General features: G+C 43.6%; 17 protein-coding genes. 12 read left to right on the forward strand and 5 right to left on the reverse strand.

All coding sequences use genetic code 11. From position 1 onward, the window contains the following. The first annotated feature begins 32 nt into the window (after window positions 1-32). From AC6F33_RS02010 to AC6F33_RS02030, 5 genes are all read left to right on the forward strand, one after another. The gene (locus AC6F33_RS02010) at window positions 33-1,022 is read left to right on the forward strand and encodes an asparaginase (RefSeq protein ID WP_255748270.1); all 990 of its coding nucleotides are present in this window, start codon (window positions 33-35) and stop codon (window positions 1,020-1,022) included. Between the two features lie 55 nt (window positions 1,023-1,077). Next, complete coding sequence (locus tag AC6F33_RS02015; protein WP_500778126.1) at window positions 1,078-1,899, forward strand: YitT family protein; 822 nt, start codon at window positions 1,078-1,080, stop codon at window positions 1,897-1,899. Window positions 1,900-3,016: 1,117 nt separating this feature from the next. Next, window positions 3,017-3,607: a TetR/AcrR family transcriptional regulator gene (locus AC6F33_RS02020; RefSeq protein ID WP_255748271.1), complete on the forward strand. Its 591-nt coding sequence runs from the start codon at window positions 3,017-3,019 to the stop codon at window positions 3,605-3,607. Between the two features lie 48 nt (window positions 3,608-3,655). Further along, on the forward strand, window positions 3,656-4,861 hold the full coding sequence (locus AC6F33_RS02025) for a YhgE/Pip domain-containing protein (protein WP_500777609.1): 1,206 nt from the start codon (window positions 3,656-3,658) through the stop codon (window positions 4,859-4,861). A gap of 44 nt (window positions 4,862-4,905) precedes the next feature. After that, window positions 4,906-5,049 carry a hypothetical protein gene (locus AC6F33_RS02030; protein WP_500777610.1) on the forward strand — a complete coding sequence of 48 codons (144 nt, stop codon included), beginning with the start codon at window positions 4,906-4,908 and terminating at the stop codon, window positions 5,047-5,049. On the opposite strand, the gene AC6F33_RS02035 is transcribed toward AC6F33_RS02030, so the two are convergent. Next, window positions 5,035-6,468: a transposase gene (locus AC6F33_RS02035; protein ID WP_255749378.1), complete on the reverse strand. Its 1,434-nt coding sequence runs from the start codon at window positions 6,466-6,468 to the stop codon at window positions 5,035-5,037. The two genes, AC6F33_RS02030 and AC6F33_RS02035, sit on opposite strands and share 15 nt — an antisense overlap. A 166-nt stretch (window positions 6,469-6,634) precedes the next feature. Here AC6F33_RS02035 and AC6F33_RS02040 point away from each other — a divergent pair, with 166 nt between their 5' ends. The 4 genes from AC6F33_RS02040 to AC6F33_RS02055 all read left to right on the forward strand — a co-directional run bounded on the left by AC6F33_RS02040 (window position 6,635) and on the right by AC6F33_RS02055 (window position 9,186). After that, window positions 6,635-7,432 (forward strand): alpha/beta hydrolase fold domain-containing protein, encoded by a 798-nt coding sequence (locus AC6F33_RS02040; RefSeq protein ID WP_500778127.1) that lies wholly within the window; start codon window positions 6,635-6,637, stop codon window positions 7,430-7,432. Window positions 7,433-7,642: 210 nt separating this feature from the next. Further along, entirely contained in the window at window positions 7,643-7,927 is a 285-nt protein-coding gene (locus AC6F33_RS02045) for a type II toxin-antitoxin system Phd/YefM family antitoxin (protein WP_255748274.1), read from the forward strand. Then, complete coding sequence (locus AC6F33_RS02050; RefSeq protein ID WP_255748275.1) at window positions 7,911-8,180, forward strand: type II toxin-antitoxin system RelE/ParE family toxin; 270 nt, start codon at window positions 7,911-7,913, stop codon at window positions 8,178-8,180. Before AC6F33_RS02045 ends, AC6F33_RS02050 begins: the two co-directional genes overlap by 17 nt. 691 nt (window positions 8,181-8,871) lie before the next feature. Then, entirely contained in the window at window positions 8,872-9,186 is a 315-nt protein-coding gene (locus AC6F33_RS02055; RefSeq protein WP_255748276.1) for a hypothetical protein, read from the forward strand. A 128-nt stretch (window positions 9,187-9,314) separates the two neighbouring features. Here the strand turns inward: AC6F33_RS02055 and AC6F33_RS02060 are convergent, their stop codons facing one another. The 3 genes from AC6F33_RS02060 to AC6F33_RS02070 form a co-directional block, all read right to left on the reverse strand. Continuing rightward, window positions 9,315-10,460 carry a YhgE/Pip domain-containing protein gene (locus tag AC6F33_RS02060; protein WP_500777611.1) on the reverse strand — a complete coding sequence of 382 codons (1,146 nt, stop codon included), beginning with the start codon at window positions 10,458-10,460 and terminating at the stop codon, window positions 9,315-9,317. 71 nt (window positions 10,461-10,531) lie between these two features. Beyond that, complete coding sequence (locus tag AC6F33_RS02065; protein ID WP_500777612.1) at window positions 10,532-11,176, reverse strand: TetR/AcrR family transcriptional regulator; 645 nt, start codon at window positions 11,174-11,176, stop codon at window positions 10,532-10,534. A 148-nt stretch (window positions 11,177-11,324) separates the two neighbouring features. Next, the gene (locus tag AC6F33_RS02070; RefSeq protein ID WP_255748279.1) at window positions 11,325-11,927 is read right to left on the reverse strand and encodes a TetR/AcrR family transcriptional regulator; all 603 of its coding nucleotides are present in this window, start codon (window positions 11,925-11,927) and stop codon (window positions 11,325-11,327) included. A gap of 130 nt (window positions 11,928-12,057) precedes the next feature. Here AC6F33_RS02070 and AC6F33_RS02075 point away from each other — a divergent pair, with 130 nt between their 5' ends. Next, window positions 12,058-13,233 carry an RNA-guided endonuclease TnpB family protein gene (locus AC6F33_RS02075; RefSeq protein ID WP_255748280.1) on the forward strand — a complete coding sequence of 392 codons (1,176 nt, stop codon included), beginning with the start codon at window positions 12,058-12,060 and terminating at the stop codon, window positions 13,231-13,233. Window positions 13,234-13,388: 155 nt separating this feature from the next. Next, a complete protein-coding gene (locus AC6F33_RS02080) occupies window positions 13,389-14,861 on the forward strand; it encodes an MDR family MFS transporter (RefSeq protein ID WP_255748281.1) in 1,473 nt (490 codons plus the stop codon). A gap of 616 nt (window positions 14,862-15,477) precedes the next feature. Here the strand turns inward: AC6F33_RS02080 and AC6F33_RS02085 are convergent. Then, a complete protein-coding gene (locus AC6F33_RS02085; RefSeq protein ID WP_255748348.1) occupies window positions 15,478-16,335 on the reverse strand; it encodes a DMT family transporter in 858 nt (285 codons plus the stop codon). Window positions 16,336-16,593: 258 nt separating this feature from the next. Between AC6F33_RS02085 and AC6F33_RS02090 the strand changes: the two genes are divergently transcribed. After that, window positions 16,594-18,261 (forward strand): alpha-keto acid decarboxylase family protein, encoded by a 1,668-nt coding sequence (locus AC6F33_RS02090; RefSeq protein ID WP_255748282.1) that lies wholly within the window; start codon window positions 16,594-16,596, stop codon window positions 18,259-18,261. Window positions 18,262-18,533: the final 272 nt, after the last annotated feature.

Raw genomic sequence — 18,533 nt, forward strand, 5'->3', positions numbered from 1 at the left:
TCGTATAAAATACACAAGACGAGGAATTATTAATGAAAAAAATTTTAGTTCTTGCTACAGGGGGAACGATTGCCTCAACGCCTCATCAGGATGGTTTGGCACCGGGCATGACCATTGATCAATTGGCCGGCTATTTTGAGCACAATTCGGATGTGTCCGTTGATTTTTGTGTGTTAATGAATAAGGACAGTACCAATATGCAGCCGGAAGACTGGCTCACTTTGGCTAAGACTATTGATGAACAACAGCATCGCTATGACAGTTTTATTATCACACATGGTACGGATACCATGGCCTATACGGCAGCAGCATTGTCCTATCTGCTCCATGGACTGAAAAAAACAATTGTCATTACCGGTTCGCAGGTTCCGGTCAGTTTTAAGCGTACCGATGCCAAGAAAAATATTAAGGATGCACTGACGTTTGTGCAAAAGGCAGATCTTTCCGGTGTATTCATTATTTTTGATGGAAAGGCGATTCTTGGGACACGAGCAATTAAAATGAGAACAAAAAGCTACGACGCATTTGAAAGTATAAATTATCCATATATCGCTTCGATTGACGACACAAAGATTCATATTCAGTTCAAACCAAAAAACGATACAGATTCATTTTCCCGGAAAATCGATATCTGTCCGGATGTCTTTTTGCTGAAAATTTTTCCGGGACTCTCGCCTGCCTTTTTCGACTTTCTTAAGAGTCATACAAAGGGCCTGATTATTGAAAGTTTTGGAAATGGCGGTCTGCCCTTCGAAAAAAGAGATCTGGTCGCTGGGGTCAGAAATTTGGTGCAGAAGGGAATACCCGTGGTTATTACGACCCAATGTCTTGAAGAAGGCCAGAACATGGACCTTTATGAGGTTGGAAAACGGGTCGAAGAGGCCGGCGGGATCACAGCCGGTGATATGAATACAGAAGCGATCGTTGCGAAGCTGATGTGGATTCTCTCGCAAACTACGGATCTATCGGAAATCAAAAGAATGCTTCAGACACCGATCGCTCATGATTTGGATTATATTTAAAGCTTAAGGGAAGGCGAGTACAATTAAATCTTCTTTTTTTACGATCACGATCATAATTATCGGCTCGATTCTGTACGGCATCGGCATTAATTGGTTTCTCATTCCGGCGAATGTTTATTCGAGCGGATTCGGTGGTTTGTCTCAGCTCATCGCGACTGTCGGGCACCACGCATTTCCAACACTGACAGTTTCAAATATGGTCGGTGTGCTGTATCTTTTATTCAATATTCCTGTTCTTGTCTTAGGTTGGTTTGTACTTGGAAGAACCTTTGTCAGTTACACGGTCTTAAGTGTTCTCTCGTGCTCTGCGGCGCTGCATTTTATACCGAATGTTGATTTTTCTTCAAATATACTTTTGAATGCAATCTTCGGCGGCATTTTTTGTGCATCCGGTGTTGCGCTGACGCTTCGTTCGGGCGCATCAACAGGCGGGCTTGATGTAATCTCGCTTGTCCTGCTTCGCAAAACCAATTTTTCATTTGGACGGATCAGTCTGAGCTTTAACGTGATGATCACGGTCATCGCCGGGATTCTGTTCGGGGTGGAAAAGTCGCTGTATACATTGATCAGCTTGTATACGAATGCCAAGGTTGTTGACACGATTTACACCAGTAAATTCAAAATTCAACTGACTATAGTGATTGACGGTGAGAGGCTGGATGCAGTCAGGAGTCTTGTTCTTCAGCATACGAAACACGGCCTGACCTATACCGAAGCAAGAGGCGGCTACACCGATAATAAAAAACAGATCATTTATACCGTGATTACACGCGATGAACTTCCGCAACTGGCGGCACTCATCCATCAAGCCGATTCCTCATCATTTATCACCATTCAGAATGTTGGCGAAGTGAAGGGCAAATTTTTAATGCAGTAGCCGTTCGCTCCTTTCCTTAGAAAAGATGGCCATTTCTGCATGAAGGACTTCTCTTTTAGAAAATATACGATTTCTGCCTTGCTAGTATGAAGATATGGTCATAAGAGGCTAATTCCCAATCCGCTCTGATCGGTTGAGCGATTAGGTAGGCATCTAATCTGATAAATAGACGGAGAAATTCCGCTTATCAAATCGAAAACCGTGAAAATGGAGGGCTTTTCTTTGCATAAGCGGAAAAATTACTCTTATGTACCCACGAAACAAGCGCCATGCTGCATATAACCGGAAAAATTCCGCTTATTTTACTCGATACTTAATTAAGGATCAAGATGCTTTATAAAATAGAACTGTCAGTTCAAGTACAAAGCTGATGATTAAAAACCGCATTTGGAACAAGGGAGCTTTCGTATGTAAAAAAATTTTCGCAAACTACGTATACGTCCTGTATGCAACGCGAAAGCCACCGCATTCTGCGGAAGTAAGGACCGGGCGCTGTCTGCCCGGTTTTTTTGACAAGGAAAGAAAGTATATGATTTTTGCCAAAGCCAAAGGTTGTGAGCCAAACGCGCAGGTGCGAGACTCCTGCGGAGCGGTTCTGTTGATCGCAGGCCAGGGGAGACCCCGCAGGTATTAGTTTGCTTGAGGAGGCTCCCGGACTGCCCACGGTCGCGCTCAGTTGATGCGAGCAACCGGAGCGTAATCAAAATCCGGCATGATTTAAGGACCGGGCGCTTTTTGTCCGGTTTTTCTTACAAGTAAAGAAAGTATAAGATTTTACCCCATATTTAAACGAATAAACCAGTGTCTTGACCGAGAATCAAAGCGGAGGTGCGAGACGCCTGCGGGATCAGCGTGCCAGCGAGACCCCGCAGATTTCTGCTTGTCTGAGGAGGCTCGCGGTGCGCCCGCGGTCGTGCTCTGTTGATGCGAGCAACCGAAGCGATGATTCAACACTGTAAAGACACAAACCAATCACACACGGCTGGAGATTAAAGACCGGGCGCTTTTTGCTCGGTTTTTCTTAGAAATTTTTTTCTAATATAGGCGTTGCAAAATAAATCAGTTTGCCGTATGATATCAATGCAAGCAATCACTTACATTGTGGGAATGATAAAAAATGGTCGATGCAAATCAAACAGCTGAAAAAATCATTGCGGCATTTCTTGAATTGGTCCAAGAAAAAGGATATAAAGGGACGACCACACGCGCCATTTCAGAAAAGGCTAATGTCAATGAAGTGACGATTTTTCGCCATTTTGGAAATAAAAAAGGCATCATAAAAGCAGCGGTTCAAACTTTTTCAAGCAGAATGCAATTATTACCGATCATTGAACATGATATGGCTTGGGATTTGGAAAGTGATTTACTCACCATTGCAAAACTGTATCACAGCTTCGTTACCAAATATGAAGCATTGATTTTGATTGGTATCAGAGAAACCGTAGATTTTCCTGAGATCAATGAAGAGGTTGCGCAAATTCCAATCAAATTAAAAACGATTATTATTAACTACTTATCCGAGATGAAAAAACGTGGAAAACTTGCAGAAAAGATTAACATCGAAATTCAGGCGATGAATTTCATTTGGCTTAATTTTGGCTATTTTCTTACCCAAACACGGTTTAAGGATACGGAATTAAAGATTCCAAAAGAAACTTTTTTTAAAGAGAGTATTATCTTTTTTGCTGAGGCTCTTAAAGCTCAGTAAAATTTTTTAAAATATATGTAAGCAAGTACTTGCTTTGGAGGCGTTTAGATGAATGTAGTTAGAGATTTCTTCAAGATTAAAGAAACAAAAATAGGACTCGCTGCAGGACTGTTATTTTTAATTTGTTTTTTCGGTGTTTGGATGACGGTATATCAGAATATAGATGATCGCTCCGATCAACTCCATGTCGCTTTAGTGAATCAGGATTTGAAAATGAGTCAAAAAGAGGTAGTCACATTAAAGAATAAAATACCTTTTAAGGTCCATGTGTATCAATCACTGAATCATGCAAAATCGGTAATGAATAAACATAAAGTCGACATGATCATGGTTGTTCCTAACAACTTTACGAAGCAGATATCAAGCAACAAACGAGCAGAACTGCACTATTATATCAATCAAGCGAATTCGAGCCTGGCAAAGCAGATCATGAATCAAGCGTCGAATAAGATCACTCAGTCAATGAACCAGAAAATGTATGCGTTAAAGCAGCAAGCGGTGAGTGAAAAAGCAACCGCTGCGATCAAACAGGGACTCCCACAGCCTCAAGCAGCACAGCAAGTAACAACCGTATTCGATAAAGCGATTCAGTCGCTGAATCTGAATACGGTCACGTCAAAAGTGACGAAATCAAACAATGTTAAAGGCTTTCCTGCCTCTGTTCTTCCGCTATGCATTGTGCTTGTATCCTATGTAGGTGCGATGGTGATGCAGATGAACATTTATGCAGCTGTCACTAAACTACGCAAAAAATATAATAAGTGGCGCGTCTATTTGGCTCATGTGGGCATTAATTTAGCAGCTTCAGTTGTCTTGGCGGCGCTCGTAATGCTTGCTTTGCAGATTTTCGATTTTCACCTGCATGTGAATGGATTTGGTGTGTTTCTGTTCCAAATATTAAGCTATTTCTCATTCATGAATCTGTCGCAAATGTTCCTGTATGTGCTCGGGTTTGCGGGAAACGCGATCAATGTTCTGGGGACTCCGATGCAGCTGATGACTTCCGGAGCAATTATTCCAAAGGCAGTACTCGCACCGTTTTATTATAAAATCAGCTTCTTATATCCGGCAGCCTATGTGGCGAACGCCTATTACCTTTTCGTGTATGGAGGAACGGGTCTTCAGCATGATGTGCAAGCTCTGTTTGTGAACGTGGTGGTAACGCTGGTCGTATCTGTACTAGCCGTGACGGTTCAACGTAATCGCGTGGAAAATATCGATCGTAAAAAAAGAATTCTAGAGTTAGCGGAATAATCACGCGTGACGGATCAAATGATCATATAAAAGGGGGAGGTTTATTGGAGAAGAACAAAGAAAGTATGCGAAGCAAGCTGGTTAAAGCATTGCTCAGAATCGTGCAAATAAAAAAGGATTGGCAATTAACGAACGATGACTTAAAGAACTCGACAGTCAAAAGTTCTAAGCTGCTAAGAAATTCGTAATTCGTCCTGTACTTCAGGTGTTTCCTGCTTTTCTCGAATTATTTGCGTTATGGTTAAACGTGGGTTTCGGGCAAACAGGCAAAAAATCGAACGGCGCAAATAGACCATAACGGTCGCTTCAGAGACAATACCTTTCGATGGCGTGCGCAAATAACGAAAAAACAGTTGTGGCACTCTCTTTGAGTAGCGTAAGGCCACCATCTGAAGAAGTCCCAGCGCGATACAACTGCACATCATGTATCCTTCCATGGCGTTCACCGCTTGTAGGATTTGTTTCCGGGCGTTCCGGTCGACCACCTGATCCACCGGCTGAGATTCATCCTTTTTAAGGTAACGTTTCAGTTTCGGCATGGATCGACTCCAAAAATGATACGTGAAGGCTCCCAACGACTGTTTCATTGTCCGAAAGGTGGTTTCGATGGTAAAACGCCGAGCATAGAGACGTATGATCGCTTCGGGAGACAAGGTCAGATCCGTGCTTACCAGAATGTCCTGCCGCCCGCACATCTTAACCAGTACAAAGCGCAGTTCGTGATACATCCCCGTACCCCAAAGCAGATCCCGACAGAGATACGACACGGGTTCTTCTTTACCATACAACGGAAGTGTGACCGCCTGAAACGCGTCGCTTCGGGAAGCAAACAGGGTGTTCAGCTTGACCTTCGCCCCTTTCTTTCTTGGCCGCCCCCTTCGCCCCGTTTGAACGGGATACTCATAGGCCGCTGCGGAAGCTTTGGCTCGGGTTACCAGATCCAGTTTCACCGTCCCTTCCTGATTCCGCAGATCGAGTCGTTGAAGCGCCGGCACCGATAAAAAATAACGATCAAGGAGAAACAGCGCATGCCCCAGAACTTTAGCTGCGGCATAGCCTTGATCGATCATCTGAACCACATGCGAATCGTCACACGCTTTGTGACCGTCCTCCCAGCTAAAGATGCTTTTGACCCCGTCTTGAAGGTTAAGGAATAAAGGTAGGCAAAGGACTTTGCCTGTGGTTCCCATCAGGACGCCGACGGCGCCCCAGAGATGACCAAAGATGAAAGCAGATTTGGACACATCCTCGGACTCTTGATAAAGCTTCTTTACGCCCGGCATGTGTCGCGCTTCTTTCGCCTGTTTGACCCCATCGCCAACGAGAATCACGGCTTCTCCTTCACGCTTAAGTGGCGCAAACTGGAGCACAATGTGCAGCCATTTCTGACGTAAATCATCCAGTGACCAAGCAGAGGAGCGAAAAAAATGAATCATCGATTCATAACCTCTAGGATTGAGGGTCAAGTCACGAATCACGGAAGTGACCCCAAGAGAATCGGAGCGAATCATCAAACCGGTAATGATCACAACAAACCATTTGAATGCGGCGAATCTATGGAAACAAGAACGGAATAACAGAAGTATAGAATCGATAAATTTTAACATGGCACTAGTCAATCGCGAAGGAACAGGATAAACTAGAAGAACGATAACCCTTGGCGATTTTTCCTCTCTATTTGTGGTGAATTAGAGGATACCATAAAATCCCATTTAAGGGTTATCCTTTTGTTTTATTTACACAGAACTTTTCACTCTCCAGTTAAAGAAAACCATTCGAAAAAAACGGTTAGCTGAGAATTCTAACCCTCCCAAAAAGGTATATAAAGCATGTACCATTGAACGAAAAGATAGTGACGGCTATTGTTATTATGTCATGAAACCAAAAAAAGGGTCGGGACAAAAACATATTTTCTATTTGCATGGGGGCGGCTATGTATACGAAATTAAGTCGATGCACTGGGTGTTTTTAAGCAAGCTGGTCGAAGCCTTGCAGTGCACGATCACGGTTCCGATTTATCCTTTGGCACCGGAGCACCATTATCAAGACGTTTTTGATCTCATTGCTCCGCTTTATGTTCAAATTGATTCGGAGACTGAGTCTCAGGATCTCGTGATTATGGGTGACTCCGCAGGTGGCGGTATGAGCTTGGTACTTGCTCAGCAGTTAAAGGATATTGGGTTGCCGCAGCCGGGAAATATCGTTGTCCTCTCTCCTACATTGGATATGTCAATGAGCAATCCGGAGATCGGTGCCGCGGAGCAGCTTGATCCGGTGCTGGCGGCTCCTTCGCTTAGGCAAATAGGGAAGTGGTATGCGGCAGATAAAGATCCGAAAGATGAACTGATCAGTCCCATATATGGCAGTTTTGAAGGACTTGGCAAAATCAGCCTGTTTACCGGGACCCATGATCTGCTCAATCCTGATGCCCGCAGACTCAAGCGGATGCTCGACACGCAGGACATACGTATTAACTATTATGAATATCCGTCCATGATCCATATATGGCCGCTCTTCCCATTGCCTGAAGCAAAACAGGCAATCGAACAGATTGTTGCTCTTTTAAAATAATGGTGGATCATAACGAATTAGCGAAAATCAGTCCCGCAGAATAATGCGAGACTGATTTTTGTTGTACGAATATTAGAGATCTATGTACGAAAGCGGATCAGTGCCAAGTAAATGCACTTTTTAACTTAATCAAGCTTCTTTTAAAATGAAAATTTTTATAGATATATTATGGTATAATATATCTATAATTATGCTACGGAGGCAGATCCAATGAACATAAAGCCATCGGCTGCAATACGAAATAATTACAATGAAATTGCTGAATTGTGCCGGGAAAGCGGCGAGCCAGTTTATTTAACGAAAAATGGTGAGGGCGATCTTGTGGTCATGGACATTGACGCATTTTCAAGACGTGAACAGATGCTGCGTTTGAGAGAACATCTCATTGCTGCGGAAGAGGAACGGTTAAACGGTAAATCGGGGTATTCCATAGACCAGACGGTTTCACTGATGCGCCAGGCAGCTGATGAGGTTCGCAATGGGAAACAGCAGTAGGCGGTATTCGATTGTTATTTCCGAGCAGGCACTGGAAATGCTTGTTTCACATACGCGATTCCTCGCCAATGTAAACAATGAAGCGGCAGAAAAATTAATTAAAGCATTTGAACGTGCCGCAGAATCTCTGCAAATCAGGCCAGAGCGGAATCCATGGCTTGATGACAAAAATTTGCCAATTAATAAATACAGAAAGATCGTATTTAGCGGCAATGAGCCGAGAACCAGGTATAGTGCGGCTTTTTGTTCTTAACATTTTCAAGGATATACTGTATAATGAAGTCAGTTAAAGCGAGATTAATTGCAATACATAAGGTTAATTACATTGCCTTGTGTATATAATAAAAACGGCAGTTACCTGTGTTGTCGCACAGGTAACTGCCTAGGCTTTAGAAGCTGCTTTAAGAGCAGCACATCACAAGTGTAAAGCTATCACAAGGATAACCGCTACAATGAGTGTCGGCTCAGAGCGGTTATTTTTTATCCCTTGTGATATGGTCAAGTAAATTCAGCACAAAGTTCATACTCATAAAGAGCAGCCCAATGATGCCAATCACAGCCATAACAGCAGACAAGGATAAAAGCGCCTCCTTCCGTTCTCTGTCGTCTACGGGAGACACTACGAGTAACAGGGTGTGACACGCCGCCCTTCAAGCCGATCTATTGCCTTGTCCTCATTATACAATATATTTTCCCATTCGAAGTATTGCGTTAGAAAAATTCCCTGGCATGGTGTTGTCCGAGAATATTATATTCTTTCGTCATTATAAATCCGTGAACCAAGCTCCTCATCTAGAACTGCTATTGAACCACGATTAGAGTCATTAAAATAACTTTGGAAATTTCCGGATCGTTGCCCAGCGAAGATATCATTTCTCATATACTTTTCCCAGCCTCTATTTTTTTATTATTCTGTATAATACAATAGATTGTGGGAAGATCTTTTGGAAAAAAATGATAGTTATCAACACTTATTAAAAAGGCTTTGTAAAGCTCGAAATATTTCTCCGCGAAAGCCAAGATTTGAAAATATTGAAGACGTAGTCGTTATTCATGTTAAAAATCATTTGAAAGAAGGCGTAGATTTAGAATGTGTAAAAATTTTAAATCTCATCCATCAGACAATTCCTTTAGGAATAAAATACAGTGAACTATTATATTTGTATCCGGGCGGGAATCGTTTAGACAGAGTAACAATATCTTTTGACAAGGATGATTATATGCTATTAAACAAAAAACTAGAGAAAGGAGATCTTTGAATAAGTCATGCACGCTCTCAAGTAAATTGCTTGCATCGTAATTTTAACCTCTATATAACTTTAACTTATGTAGCACAAAACAAAGATGAGGCCATCCCTTTTGGACGGCCTCATCTTATTTATTAACTTTATACCGATTTGAGTTTCTTACGTCCTTGCCACCATCCGGCACCGAGCACGAGGATAAGTGCGCCGATTCCGATATACCCGAGAATTGAAGCCATTGTCCATAGATCTGCTTTTGCGCCGAAGTAGAGCACATCTTTGATCGTCTCCATACCAAAGCGTACCGGCACCCAGCTGTGAATCCAGTAGCGGAAGAAATGGTTCAGCATTTCTGGTGGGTAAGGGAGCAGCGGTGATCCGAAGAACCAGATCAGAATAACAATTGGCCACCCTTTAAATCCGAGCCAGTTAAGGACTGCCGTCTGGATCAAGTAATAAACGAATGCACTGAATGTGAGTGCCCAAATCAGGTTCGATGTGTCAGGCACATGAAGATTCATCATGCCGCTGACCACAGTGAGCAATGTGAGCGCTTGAGCGAAGGCGAGGACAAGACCTGCCAGCGTCTGACTAATGGTGAGGCGCAGTGACAGCGAGTCATTGCCCATTTTCTTGAATGTGCGCCACATAAGCAGCGAGCTGGTGAGCCCGCCGAGCCAAACGAGCATTGTCAGAAGTACCGGAGCATTACCGCCTGCGCTATGCGTGCCAACCTTATTTATCAAATGCGTCTCAGTGGTCATTGGCTGAGCCAGCACGTTCGCTTGGGCAGGACTCAGCTTCAAATGATGTGCTTCTGCGGCCTGAAGTGTTTGATCACTAAAGGCTGCCGATATTCGATTGGATACTTTGGCGAAAATCGTTTGAATAGCAGTCGCGGCTTGGGCATTCATGCCTTGGTTCACCCATAATTCAAGCTTTGCCGTTTCTGGTTTTGCGGTCTGAAGCGTTAACAACTGTTCCGTGAAATTTTTTGGAATAATGACTGCCGCATAATACTCTTTGTTTTCCATTCCTTTTTTGGCTGAATGGAGACTGCTGCGAGAAACCCACTTTATCGGTGCGTCCGATTTGTCGAATGCGTCTTGCAGCTTTTCCTTAATGATTTTTCCGTTTGGTCCCTGATCTTCATTTACTAGGGCAACTTTTAATCCTTTAATTTTTGACGTGCTCGATGGACCAAATTGAGCAAAGGAAAAGATTGAGAGAACTAAAACGACGATGACAAGATACAGCCAAAATGATTTCTGAGTAAAAATACGTAACATATGAAGCCTCCTATATATTCATTGATCGATCAGTGAATAAAAATGCAATTTAATACCGGAGGCTGTTTCATTCATTTCCAGCATTCAAGCAGAAAGTCGATGTTCGCCAGAAGGTAGCGCTTGGAATCCTCGCTTAGCTCATGCTCACCCAGAATAAATACACGCTCAAAAAGGTAACTCTGAAAGAGGGCGGACAGCTGGCGGGCCATCAGCCGGCAGTTGAGCGGCCGAAGTTCTCCGCGCTGCACCCGTTCTTCAAGCAGTTCGGCAATTTGCTCAATGACTGCATGAAATGTATCAATGATCCATGAGGTCTGTTCTTTTTTCAGCAGCGGTTGCTCGTGAAACATGATTATAAGTGCTTTTCGGTTACTGTCAGTAGTTATCAGGCCCCACATAGAGCGTAATATTCCAACAAGCATGTCGCGAACCGAATCGTCATGATTCACGTTCTGTAAGATTTGACTGATAAATTCTGCCTTGCTTTCGGTTGCTTCCTGAATCACCGCGTCAAGAATCTGCTGTTTCCCCTCTGGAAAATAATAGTACATGAGTCCGTCTGCCATGCCGATCGCCCGGTTAATTTCTTTTGTCGAGGTATTGTGGAAGCCTTTTTCAGCAAATAAATTCCGCGCAGAGTCAAGCAGCTGCTTTTTGCGTTCAATAGCTTGCAAATCCCGACTGGTTAATTTCTTTTTTCTTGTAGATCCGTTCATTGATTCATTCACCTCATGGTCAATGTTAGCCAAGTTGAGTAGGTGACGTCAAGGTAAAGGTGGCATCAAATTATATTTTCATTAACTGATCGGTCAATGAAAATATAAACGACTTTTCACTTATTGTCAACATTTAGTTGCGATCATGTTAAGAAAATAGCGGATCAATTAATGTCTTTTTGATGTTTTCGATCATATCTGCTTCGCTGTATCCATTCTTTTGGCGCAGAAAAAGATAGATTTTTGGATTAACCGCTGCGATAAAAGTGTGAGCAGTAAAATCTGTATTGATCGGTTTCGCTGCGTTCGCCTTGATTGCTTCATCGAGCAGCTCACCAATTGTTTTGTGCATAAACAGATACGGCTTCGACTCAAAGAATGTTTTCTTTTTCCCCATACAGGACGTGAAGTTGTGAATGGTTTCAATTAGTGCAACATGAGTCTCCAGAAAATGGATATGTTCTTTCAACAAAGTCTGTAATCGTTCTTTTGCAGGCTTTGACTTTGATTTCTCTAAGTAAGAGGCGGTTTTTGCCTGCATCAGGTTGAACTGCTCATGCAGGAGCTCCATGCAAAGGTCACCTTTATTGGCGTAGCGTCGATACATCGTGCCTTGGCCCACATTTGCGGCTTTGGCAATCTGATGCATGCTGACATTCTCAACACCGTGCTGTGAGAACAAGGATTCAGTTGTTTGCAAAATTGATGCGCTTATCTCGTTGGCATCTCTGCGCTGTGTTCGATCAGGCATACAAAACTGGTCTCCTTTTTGTTAGGTTTAATCATTGTCCAAGGCCACTCTTTTTGCTAGGAGGCTGTTTCAATAATAGTCATATCACGAACGTATGTGCTATAATTAAGCTATGAAAAGAGGTGAAAGCATGCCCTTAAAAGGACTTAAAGTACGTATCTACCCCAATAAAAAGCAGAAGCTACTCATCCAAAGTAATTTTGGCTACAACCGTTTTGTTTGGAATCAAATGCTCCATATGCTGATTGAACGGTATAAAAATAATCCAAAAACTCCTTTTTTGAATGCCTATACCTTAAATAATTTGCTTCCGGCGTTGAAAAAAGAGTATCCTTGGCTAAAAGATGCAGAAAGTACCAGCCTTCAAGCCACCAATCATGATTTAGTCGAAGCCTATAAAAAGTTCTTTAAACAAAAACATGGATTTCCCAAGTTTAAGTCAAAGAAGTCTTTCAAAAAATCCTATCAATGCAAATGCGTCAATCAGAATATGAAACAGGTCGCAACACACTCGATCCAATTGCCGAAGTTAGGCAGGCTTCGCTTTAAAGCTGGGAAACCCATTCCAAAGGTCATTAAATCGGTAACTATTCGACAATCGTTTACTGGAAAATACTACGCCATTCTTCTTGTTGAAGACGAAAACCAAGCCTTCACGAAGACGAACGCACGTATTGGTCTTGATTTGGGAATCTCTGATTTACTTATTGGTTCGGATGAACAAAAGATTCCCAGTATTCGCTTTGACAAAAAACAGGCAAAAAAGCTGCACGAGTGGGAGAAACGACTGGCTCGGCGTCGTCTGCACGCACAAAAAGCTATGGCTTGGGACAAACACAATCAGGTTCTTCAGCCAAGACAGCTCGCCGACTTCAAAAACGTGCAAAAAGCCAGATTAATGGTGGCGAAACTCCATGAAAAAATGGCCAACCAGCGTCAGAATTATTTGCATCAGATCACCACAAAACTAGTGAAAAACTATGATCTGATCGCCATTGAAGATCTGAAAACCAAAAACCTTCTTCGCAATCATAAATTGGCACGGGTGATTGCGAACCAAGCTTGGGGAGAAATTCGCCGAATGCTTGAGTATAAATGTTCTTGGTACGATAAGCAGCTTATTGTCGTCAGTCCATATAAGACCTCACAGATTTGTTCCCATTGCGGGCATGATGATGGGAAACACGAACTTGGTGTCCGTGAATGGACGTGTCCACATTGCGGGGTGCACCATGACCGCGATGTTAACGCTGCAAAAAACATCTTAACTTTGGGCTTGGGACAAGCCTTGGTCAAAGAGTTGTAACCTCTGCTTTTGCGTCCTCGGACAAAAAAGTAAGTCTGCAATGTTCCCAGAAGCTCGGTACTTTAAGTACCGATGTAGTTCACTGTAAACATTAAATGAAAACAGGTCAATAATGAGGTCACGGGATAAATGGTAAGTAAAATGGAGGATGAAAGATGGCTTTAAAGAAAACATCAGACATTCGTTCTGATCAGGCAACGTCGATAAAAGCGATTATTGCGCCGCTTCTCGCAATCATTGTCGGTATGTTTATGGTTATTTTGGATGGAACGGCAATGAATGTTGCCCTTCCCGGACTTGTAAAAGATTTTGACAGCAAGATTTCTGTTGTTCAGTGGGCGGTAACAGGGTATGCGCTAGCCCAAGCAGCGGTTATTCCGCTTGCCGGATGGCTTTCCGACCGCTTCGGGGCAAAGCGGATTTTTCTCTTTTCGGTAATTATGTTTACGGTTGGATCCGGGTTATGCGCGCTCTCTACAGGCGTTGAGCAGCTGATCATCTTCCGAGTGCTTCAGGGTCTTGGCGGCGGTATGGTCGCGCCGATTGCGATGGCCTTTGTTTACCGGCTCAGTCCAAGGGATAAGGTTGGGGCTGTGATGGGCATGATCGGTATTCCGATGCTGCTTGCTCCGGCACTCGGCCCGGTTTTATCAGGATGGCTCGTTGATTATGCGAGCTGGCATTGGATCTTCCTCATTAACCTTCCTGTGGGTGTGCTCGCCGTTATTGCGGGCATTCGTACGATGCCGAATCTGGAGCGTCAATCTGTGCCTGCACTGGATTTTCTGGGCATGATTCTCGCACCGATTGCTTTTGCTTCAATTGCCTATGGTGTGAGTGAAGGCGGGACAAGCTGGACCTCTGCTAAGACAATTACAGGATTGGTCGTTGGAGGCATCGCGCTGATTCTGTTTATTATTGTGGAACTGCGGCGCAAGCAGCCGCTATTAGAGCTTCGCGTCTTTCGTTCCGCTGACTTTACAAAAGGGATCATTGTTCAATGGATCACACAGATTGCGTTGTTCGGAACGATGTTTCTCATTCCTTTGTTTCTTCAGCAGGGTAAGGGATTCAGCGCGTTTGAATCCGGCCTTGCCGTTCTTCCGCAAGCGATCGCAGCCGGTATTTTCATGCCGATTGGCGGACGGTTGTTTGATCGTCTAGGCGCGCGGCCCGTCGTTATTACTGGTTTAGTATTTATTACATCAGCTGCCTATCTGTTGTCGGGAATTTCAGCGGAAGATGGATCAAGGGCATTGATTCTTCCACTGGCACTGCTTGGCGGAGGAATGGGCTTATCGATGATGCCGTTAAATACACATATTATCCAGGCTGCCCCGCAAAATATTGTCAGCCGTGTCACGTCGCTGACAAACGCTGCTCAGCAGGTCATGATGTCTTTCGCGGTTGCAGGATTATCGACCATTCTTTCACAACGAATGGAGCAGCACTTGAAAGATGGCAGTCAGCCGCTTCAGGCACTGTCCACATCCTTCGGTGACACATTCTTTGTGTTAATGGGGATCGCAATCGTCGGGATGATCCTGAGTCTCATGCTGAAGCGTCCGAAAAAAGATACCGACGGAACAGAATCTTCAAAAGCGCCGGTCGTGGCAGAGCAACATTGATTATAGATAGTAAAAAATGAAAACAGGCAGAGAAAATCGAAAGATGATTTTCCTGCCTGTTTTTTGTAACAAGGAAAGAGAGCTATCGTTTTGCCTTGCTGGCAAGACGATATGGTCATAAAATACTGATTCCCAATCCGCACTTATCGGTTGGGCGATCAGATAGCGCCAAACCTGAAATAGACGGAAATACTCCGCTTAATTAGAAAATGAACGAAAAAATAGCTTAAATAGACGGAAAAATTCCGCTTATCGAATCGAAAAACGTGAAAATGGAGGGTTTTGCTTTGCAATAAGCGGAAAAATTACCCTTATTTACTGGCGAAACAAGCTCCATGATGAATATAACCGGAAAATCTCCGCTTATTTTACTCGTTAGTTAATGAAGGAGGGAATGCTTAATGAAAACAGAAGTGTTTGGAAAAATATTTTCCAGCAAAACGCAAAAATTTTGAAAAACCCGAACCCTCCATTTTTTGTTCCTATAGGAATTAGTTTTGATCGAGATAGGCAATTTTATCATTAATAACCGCTGCTTTAAAACAAGTAAGATCATATCAAATTGAAATAGTGGCCTGATAGGACATTAAATGCACGTTCTTCAGATCATAAGGTGCTATTGTTGAATGTCCGTTTTACTTCCTGAATCTGCAGGTTCGCGCTTAATGAATGTATAGGACAACGCGATAAAGATCAGCAGTATACCCACGATCTGCAGAAAAGTGGGAACAAATCCGGTGATCACGACATCAAGCAGGATCGCGACGAGCGGGTCCAGATAGGTAAGTGCTGAGAGAATAGGAGTCGGAAGCGACCGAATGCTCTCATAAAAAAGCAGATACACCACGCCGGTGTGGACGACGCCGGTGAAAATGCTATAGAACCAGTTGGCAGCGGTTAGCTGAGCGTATAAGGAATAATGGACAAAAGGCAGCAGCATGATCACACCGATAAACGTCTGAATGATCGTTACTAAGTAGGGACTGGCATGCTTGATGTACTTTCCGGTGATGATCACCAGCGCGTAAAGACATGCGGCAATCAAGGCATAAACCGGTCCGGCAACCGATGTTCTGTTCATGAGGTCGCTTGGACGGACCCCTGAAATCAGTACGGTGCCAATGAAAGCAAGCGTCACTGCGCCAACTCCGATCCATTTGATCCGATCTTTGAAAAAGATCCACCCGATTACTAGAACAAGGATTGGAGCTAAGTTATAAATTGAGATGGCGACGGTGATTGCCGTTTTTTCAAAAGAAGCAAAGAAAAAAATCCAGTTCAAGACAAGAAAGATGCCGCCGATTATGATGGTGGTCATCTCTTTTTTCTGCCACTTTTCTTGCTTGTAGTGCCCGCTGATCAGCCAGAAGGCGGTGAGAAAAACAGTCGCGCTGATACAGCGAACAAAAACCAATTCCATAGACGGAAGACCAGTCAAACGCGAGAAAAAACCAATCGAACCAAAAATGGTCATGGCGATGCTCAATTTTATAAAGGCTGATTTGTTCACAGAATCATTTTCTCCTTCAAGCGGCCTTACCTTCGAACGCATGGCAACGCTTATCTCTGATGTCGTTTTTTTTATTATAAAGGATCGTTTCGTAGTGGTACAACTCATCGATCCGTTATCTCGAAACACCCGGTAATCGGAGCTATGGACGCTCATACATATCTCTCAACCGCTTGGTAAAAATAAGCTGCATGACAACTTTTTTATCTAGGGGGCAGAGCTATGCAGGTCGGTGAATTTTTGTTTGAATGCTTGAAAAACGAAAACATTACAGACGTTTTCGGGGTACCAGGTGATTATAATTTCTCGCTGCTCGATCAACTCGAAAAGGATGGAGAACTTAATTTTGTCCATTGCCGGAATGAATTGAATGCAGGCTACGCTGCCGACGGCTATGCGCGAGTGAAAGGAATCGGCGCGCTGATCACGACATTCGGCGTTGGTGAAATGAGCGCATGCAACGCGATTGCTGGTGCGTATAGTGAATCGGTTCCGATCATTCATATTGTCGGAGGTCCGAAAGCGATGATGCAGACGCAGCACAAGCTGATGCACCATACCTTGCTTGACGGAAATTTTGACACGTTTAAAAAAGTGTATGATCAGATTACAGCCTATGCGGCCGCCATCACTCCGGAAAATGCCGGTGTTGAGATCCCCAATGCCATTGCTAAGGCGCGAGAAACAAAGAAACCCGTTTATTTGACGATACCTACGGACGTTGTGACCGCACCTATGACATCAAGAGCGGGAAATCCGAAGCGAAAGAAAACGGATAAAGCTTCATTAAAAGAAGCGGTCCGAATGATTACTGCTCGCTTGCAAACCGCCGAACGGCCCATTATCCTTCCCGATGTTTACGCGATGCATTATGGACTTGGGGAGCAGGTAGAAGAACTTGCTCAGAAAATGAATGTTCCGTTTGTCACAATGATGATGGGGAAAGGGGCTTGTGACGAGAGTCTGCCAAATTATGCCGGCTTTTACTGCGGCAAACTCAGCAGTAATGAAGCGACTCGGAAGCTTGTTGAATCCTCTGATTGCGTGCTCGCGTTCGGAGCGGTATGGAACGATTACAATACCGGACTGTTTACCGACACTATTGATCCGCTCGCGATCATTAATGTGATGCCTAATTATGTTCAAATCGGAAAAACAATTTATCCGAACATCATCATTGATGACATGATCGACGCGTTTCCGGCTGGGGACCATTCATGGACATTGCCGCAGCAGTCGGTGTTTCCTTTTGATCAACAAAAGACGGATGATGGCGCACTATCTGCGGACGACTATTATTCGCAATTCCAGACGATGTTCCGCGAGCGGGACATTATTGTCACTGAATCCGGAACATTTGCATGGGGCTTGGCAGAGACTCGACTGAAAAAAGGCGTCACCTATATCACTCAGGGAGGTTGGGGCGCGATCGGCTATGCGCTGCCAGCCGCTTTCGGCGCATGTGTCGCTGCCCCGAATCGACGTGTTCTGCTCTTTACGGGTGAAGGCTCGATGCAGATGAACGTTCAGGAACTAAGCTCAATGCTGGAAAACGGCTGCAAGCCAATCATCTTTGTACTAAATAATAAAGGCTACACAATCGAAAAATATATTAACACAGTAAAAAGCACCGTTTATAACAATTTTCCTGATTGGGATTATGACAAATTGCCTGAGGTATTTAAACATGAAGCATTTACCGTTCAAACGCACACGACAAATGAACTTCGTCAGGCCGTTGCTGAAGCTGAAAAAAAGTGTGCCAAACAACTTTGTATCATTGAAATGATGGCCGATCCAATGGATGCGCCTCAGATAATCCATCGAATGCATGAGACAGTACTGGAAATGGAGAACAAGAGCAAGGGTCTGCTTTCTGTTTTCAAATAAATTGAATGTGAAAAAAAGAGCCGGTCATAGATCTCGAATTTTTCGAGTCGATGACCGGTTTTTTCGTTGTCTAGAAAATTATAAAAAATCGACTTGGCTAACTCTCCTTTAAACGATTCATAGCCTAAACTCATTTAGGCATGTTTCCTGAATCTAATCGAGAAGATAGGTGGTTCGTACTCATCAGTAAATAATTCATTATACAATTAAGAAAAATCTTATGAGCAAAATAGTTTTCTGTATACCCGTATGGGTATATACTATAGATGTAA

Source organism: Sporolactobacillus sp. BBK16-2 (assembly GCF_059878335.1).

What these genes read in the sequence shown, in the direction of transcription:
- AC6F33_RS02085 (WP_255748348.1), bottom strand. Translation starts at nt 16,335, where the DNA reads ATGACCATTTTTGGTTCGATTGGTTTTTTCTCGCGTTTGACTGGTCTT.
- AC6F33_RS02025 (WP_500777609.1), top strand. Translation starts at nt 3,656, where the DNA reads ATGAATGTAGTTAGAGATTTCTTCAAGATTAAAGAAACAAAAATAGGA.
- AC6F33_RS02045 (WP_255748274.1), top strand. Translation starts at nt 7,643, where the DNA reads ATGAACATAAAGCCATCGGCTGCAATACGAAATAATTACAATGAAATT.
- AC6F33_RS02035 (WP_255749378.1), bottom strand. Translation starts at nt 6,468, where the DNA reads ATGTTAAAATTTATCGATTCTATACTTCTGTTATTCCGTTCTTGTTTC.
- AC6F33_RS02060 (WP_500777611.1), bottom strand. Translation starts at nt 10,460, where the DNA reads ATGTTACGTATTTTTACTCAGAAATCATTTTGGCTGTATCTTGTCATC.
- AC6F33_RS02080 (WP_255748281.1), top strand. Translation starts at nt 13,389, where the DNA reads ATGGCTTTAAAGAAAACATCAGACATTCGTTCTGATCAGGCAACGTCG.
- AC6F33_RS02050 (WP_255748275.1), top strand. Translation starts at nt 7,911, where the DNA reads ATGGGAAACAGCAGTAGGCGGTATTCGATTGTTATTTCCGAGCAGGCA.
- AC6F33_RS02070 (WP_255748279.1), bottom strand. Translation starts at nt 11,927, where the DNA reads ATGCCTGATCGAACACAGCGCAGAGATGCCAACGAGATAAGCGCATCA.
- AC6F33_RS02065 (WP_500777612.1), bottom strand. Translation starts at nt 11,176, where the DNA reads ATGAACGGATCTACAAGAAAAAAGAAATTAACCAGTCGGGATTTGCAA.
- AC6F33_RS02090 (WP_255748282.1), top strand. Translation starts at nt 16,594, where the DNA reads ATGCAGGTCGGTGAATTTTTGTTTGAATGCTTGAAAAACGAAAACATT.
- AC6F33_RS02020 (WP_255748271.1), top strand. Translation starts at nt 3,017, where the DNA reads ATGGTCGATGCAAATCAAACAGCTGAAAAAATCATTGCGGCATTTCTT.
- AC6F33_RS02010 (WP_255748270.1), top strand. Translation starts at nt 33, where the DNA reads ATGAAAAAAATTTTAGTTCTTGCTACAGGGGGAACGATTGCCTCAACG.
- AC6F33_RS02075 (WP_255748280.1), top strand. Translation starts at nt 12,058, where the DNA reads ATGCCCTTAAAAGGACTTAAAGTACGTATCTACCCCAATAAAAAGCAG.